This is a genomic window from Dietzia maris, from assembly GCF_014144855.1.
Classification (GTDB): Bacteria; Actinomycetota; Actinomycetes; order Mycobacteriales; family Mycobacteriaceae; genus Dietzia; species Dietzia kunjamensis.
Map to the genome: position 1 here is coordinate 1 of NZ_JAALDN010000093.1, position 4,549 is coordinate 4,549.

The 4,549-nt window shown below is 71.7% G+C and carries 4 protein-coding genes; 1 reads left to right on the plus strand and 3 read right to left on the minus strand.

Annotation, left to right across the window (positions count from 1 at the left end; translation table 11 throughout):
- Positions 1-131 precede the first annotated feature (131 nt).
- From G6024_RS03800 to G6024_RS03810, 3 genes are all read right to left on the minus strand, one after another.
- Positions 132-1,415, minus strand: a complete 1,284-nt coding sequence (locus tag G6024_RS03800) for a glycosyltransferase 87 family protein (protein ID WP_159148090.1) — start codon at positions 1,413-1,415, stop codon at positions 132-134.
- Positions 1,412-2,953, minus strand: coding sequence for a CCA tRNA nucleotidyltransferase (locus G6024_RS03805; RefSeq protein ID WP_194307237.1), 1,542 nt, complete (start codon positions 2,951-2,953; stop codon positions 1,412-1,414). The genes G6024_RS03800 and G6024_RS03805 overlap by 4 nt, the downstream gene beginning before the upstream one ends.
- Positions 2,954-3,361: 408 nt before the next feature.
- Positions 3,362-3,694: a putative quinol monooxygenase gene (locus tag G6024_RS03810; RefSeq protein WP_067720170.1), complete on the minus strand. Its 333-nt coding sequence runs from the start codon at positions 3,692-3,694 to the stop codon at positions 3,362-3,364.
- Positions 3,695-3,794: 100 nt separating this feature from the next.
- On the opposite strand from G6024_RS03810, the gene G6024_RS17030 reads away from it, so the two are divergent.
- The coding region (locus tag G6024_RS17030; RefSeq protein WP_268817103.1) for an alpha/beta hydrolase-fold protein at positions 3,795-4,549 on the plus strand (755 nt) is incomplete at its 3' end.

The following is a 4,549-nucleotide window of genomic DNA, read 5'->3' on the forward strand; positions in this document are numbered from 1 at the left end:
GCCGTCTCCGAAAAAGTAGTCCATGGCCAGAATCGTGTCCCGGGAGCCCTGATCGGACCAGCCCCGATCCGCGATCTGTGGAGCGATGGTCCGTAATCCACAGATCGTCGTTCCGCCTTGACGGCGGGCGCTCAGCTGCTCGCGGTGGCCCTGACGAGCAACGCGGGTCGTTCGGGATCGCCGCCCAGGTCGCGACGCCCGAGTCGAGAGGCCCGGGCACCCACGACGACGAGGAAGACCGCCGCCCAGATCAGGTAGGCGTTGCCGACGAGGTGCTCCAGCGGGCCCCAGCCGAGCTCGCGGCCCTCGCTGTGCGGCACCCACCACTGCGGCGTGCCCAGGAAGATCACCACGCCGCTGCCGGCCAGGGCGAGCCAGCCGCGCTCGTCGTCGTCGCCGTCTCGTCCCGCGCGGTCGGCCCACACCAGGGTGAGCACGACCGCGGGCACCGCCCACACCCAGTGGTGTCCCCATGACACGGGCGAGCAGAACAACGCCACGTTGCCCACCGCGACCGCGGCGGCCACCTCGTGGCCGGACCGCAGCAACCGCCACGCCACCCACGCGATCCCCAGGCCGATCGCCGCGGACACCACGAACCACGCGACCGACGCGGCGGTGTCCTCGAAGCCGAGTCGGTGCACGAACCCGTTCACCGACTGGTTGGACGTGAACGCCAGACCACCGATCCGGGCCGGGTCACGGATGGCGAAGGTCCAGTAGCGGACGGAGTCGTCCGGGGTGAGCAGGTGCCCGATCCCGGTGAACGCCAGCGCCGAGACGACCGCCGTGGCCAGCCCACGCCAGTCGCGCCGCAGCACGAAGTACAGCAGGAACACCGCCGGGGTGAGCTTGATGGCCATCGCCAACCCGGTGAGGGTGCCGCCCCACCAGCGGCCGCGGCCGCGGATCACGTCGACCAGCACCAGCGCCATGAGGAAGACGTTGACCTGCCCGAACCCGATCGTCTCGCGCACCGGGCCGAACCACAGTGCCACCGCCACCACGGCTGCGGTGAGCCACCACAACTCCCGCTGCGGGCGTTCGCACGTGCGCGTGAGCACCAGGTGCACGACGTAGGCCAGCACCGCGATGGTCGCCAGCGTGATCAGCGCGGACGCGACCGCCAACGGCACCAGCGTGAGCAGCGAGAAGAGCTGCGCCGACAGCGGGGGATAGGTGAACGGCAGGTGGGCGCCCTGGGCGAGCTGGGGCAGCTCGCCGTAGAGGTCGCCACCGTCGCGGAACACCTGCCCGCCGACGCGGTAGACGTCGAGGTCGATGCGGTACGGCGGGGTCTGCTGCAGCCCCGGGATTCCGACGGTGTGCAGCAGCGTGCCGACGACGGCGAGGACGACGGCGACGACCCGCGCAGCGGCCGAACCGAGGTAGCGGTCGACCGCTCCGCCGATCATGCCGGGTCGCCGTTCTGCTCGGCGGAGCCCCCGGACCCGCCGTTCTGCTGCGGTTCGTTCTGTCCCGCCCACCAGCTCAGCAGCGCGGCCTCGGCCTCATCCCGGTCGAGCGGGCCGCGGTCGAGGCGCAACTCCTTGAGATACGCCCACGCGCGGCCGACGTCGGGCCCCGGCTTGAGGTCGAGCAGCGTCATGATCTCGTTGCCGTCGAGGTCGGGGCGGACCCGCGCGAGGTCCTCCTTCTCCTCGATCTCGGCGATCCGCCGTTCCAGCGAGTCGTAGTTGGCCTGCAGCTTGGCCGCCCGCCGCTTGTTGCGGGTCGTGCAGTCCGCCCGGACCAGCCGGTGCAGGCGCGGGAGCAGGTGTCCGGCGTCGGAGACGTAGCGGCGCACCGCGGAATCCGTCCACTGACCCTCGCCGTACCCGTGGAAGCGCAGGTGGAGGAACACCAGGCCGGAGACGTCCTCGATCATCTGCTTGGAGTACTTGAGCGCACGCATGCGCTTGCGCACCATCTTCGCGCCGACCACCTCGTGGTGGTGGAAGGTCACGCCGCCGCCGGGCTTGGGCGCCCGTGTGGCGGGCTTGCCCACGTCGTGCAGCAACGCCGCCCAGCGGAGCACCAGGTCGGGCCCCTCGGGTTCGAGGTCGATGGCCTGCTTGAGCACCGTGAGCGAGTGCCAGTACACGTCCTTGTGCTGCAGGTGCTCGTCGCGCTCGAGCTTCATGCCGGGCACCTCGGGCAACACCCGGTCGGCCAACCCGGCCTCGCACAGCATGTTGATGCCGTCGATCGGGTAGTCGCCGAGGATGGTCTTGTCGAGTTCGGTCCGCACCCGTTCGACGGTGATGCGGTCGATCTCCCCGGTCATCTCCGCCATCGCGCGGAACACCCGCGGCGCGAGGGTGAACCCCAGCTGGGAGACGAACCGGCAGGCCCTCAGCATGCGCAGCGGGTCGTCGGAGAACGACTGCTCCGGTGCGGCCGGGGTGTCCAGAACGCCGGCGAGCAGGGCGTCCATCCCGTTCAGGGGGTCGACGAACTCCTGGCGCCCGTCCGGGTGCAGACGCACCGCCATGGCGTTGACCGTGAAGTCGCGCCGGATCAGGTCACCGTCGAGGGTGTCACCGAAGACGACCTCGGGGTTCCGGGTCACCCCGTCATAGGAGTCGGCGCGGAACGTGGTGATCTCGATCTGCTGCTCGATCCCGCCACCGTCCCGCTTGACGGCCGAGAGCGTGCCGAACTCGATCCCGGTGTCCCACACCGCGTCCGCGTAGTCGTCGAGGATGGCCCGCACCGTCTCGGGCCGGGCGTCCGTGGTGAAGTCCAGGTCGGTGCCCAGTCGGCCGAGCACGGCGTCGCGGACACTGCCACCCACCAGGTAGAGCTCGTGCCCGGCGTCACCGAACGCCGTCGCGAGTGGGGCCAGCACGTCGGCCAGGTCGTTCATCGTGGTCTGGGCGCCCGCGAGCAACCGGACCCGGCGCGCCTCGACCTCCGCCGGGTCGGGCCGGGAACCCGGCCCGTCCTGCAACGCCGAGAACACCGCGGCGTCGTGTCGATCGGAGGCGGATCGATCGGCGGCGGCGCTGCTGTCGGCGGCACTGCGGTCGGGGGTCGGTCTGCGGGCTGTCACGGGCCCGACTTTACCGAGTGGGCCCGACAATCCCTGACCCGCGCGCTCGGGGCCGGGCGGGATCAGCCCCGTGGGCCGGATGGGCCCGGTGTGAGCCGGGTCCACGAGTGGGCAGGGCCGCGCCGGCGGCCGGGCGGGGGCACCGCCGGCACACGCAGTCCCGGGTACACCGCCTCGCCGACCTCTGCTGCCGGAATGTACGCCGATCACCGGGTCATGCTGCGGGAATGGACCATTCGGGGCGCGCAAGTCGACAAGGCAGCGCATCCGGGCCGGATGCGCTGCCGGAATGCCCGGCGCGCCGCCTCACCCACCCGCCGCGACGACCTTCGACCACAGCGGGTCCACGGCCTCCACCTCGGGCGGGCCGCTCAGCAGCGGGCTCGACTCCTCCAGGTATCGCAGGTAGGCGGGGTTACCGAGGAACTCCTGGGCGGCCGCGGCGTCCCGGTAGTGCTGGAACACCACCATCACGTCCGGATCCACGTGGGACGCGCACAGCACATAGGCCCGGTGCCCGTCGTTGGCCTGGACGGCCTCGGGCATGTGCCGGCGCCACACCTCGATCAACTGGTCGCGACGGCCCGGCTTGGCCCGGTGTCGCAGGACCAGGGCGTGGGTGGACGGGCCAGAGCTCATACCGCGGACTCTAGCCGCGCCCGCCGCCGCGGGACCGTCCCCGGCCGCCACGAGACCGACATTCTGTCCCGTGATACAGAAGCGATCTAGAGTGACGGGTGTGTCTCGTCGTCGTCGTATATACCCACGCCCGTCACCCACCCGTCGGCGCATCGCACCGACGGCCGTCGCGCTCACGGCCGCGGTGGCGCTGACCGGCGCGGTCCACCCGCTCGCAGGCGCGCAGTCCGCCGGCGGCGTCGACACCTCCACGGCCCTCGGATTCACCACCTCGCCCCGCCCCACCGCGCCGCCCCCGGCCGACACCTCGCGGCCACAGATCCTGCGCGTCCAACCGGTCGAGGGCCGCAAGGTGCTCGCCGACGTGTGGTCCCCGTCCATGGCCAAGGCCGTCCCCACGTTCCTCCTCCTCCCCGCGAGCCCGTCGCCGGCACCGCTGTTGCTCCTGCTCAACGGCGTGGGCGGGGGAGAAGACCACGTCGGCTGGGCCTATCACACCGACTACGAGGACTTCTTCGCCGACAAACACGTCCTGGTCGCCAGCCCGGAGGGCGGCCGGTTCAGCCTCTACACCGACTGGCAGCGCGAGGACCCCGTCCTCGGCGTCAACCGCTGGCACACCTTCCTCGACTCCGAACTACCCGCCGCGCTCGCCGGCGCCCACGCCCTGAACGGCACCCGCGGCGTGATCGGCGTGTCCATGTCCGGCGGCCCGGCGCTGACCCTCGCCGCGCGGAGCCGACACCACTACGCCGCCGCCGCGTCCCTGTCCGGATTCCCCGAGGTCTCCACTCCGTTCGGTCGCGCCGCCATGACCGCCATGGTCGCGCGCGGCGGCGGCAACGTCCACAACGC

Coding starts and splice junctions, on each gene's coding strand:
- G6024_RS03800 (WP_159148090.1), bottom strand. CDS start 1,415: ATGATCGGCGGAGCGGTCGACCGCTACCTCGGTTCGGCCGCTGCGCGG.
- G6024_RS03810 (WP_067720170.1), bottom strand. CDS start 3,694: ATGAGCTCTGGCCCGTCCACCCACGCCCTGGTCCTGCGACACCGGGCC.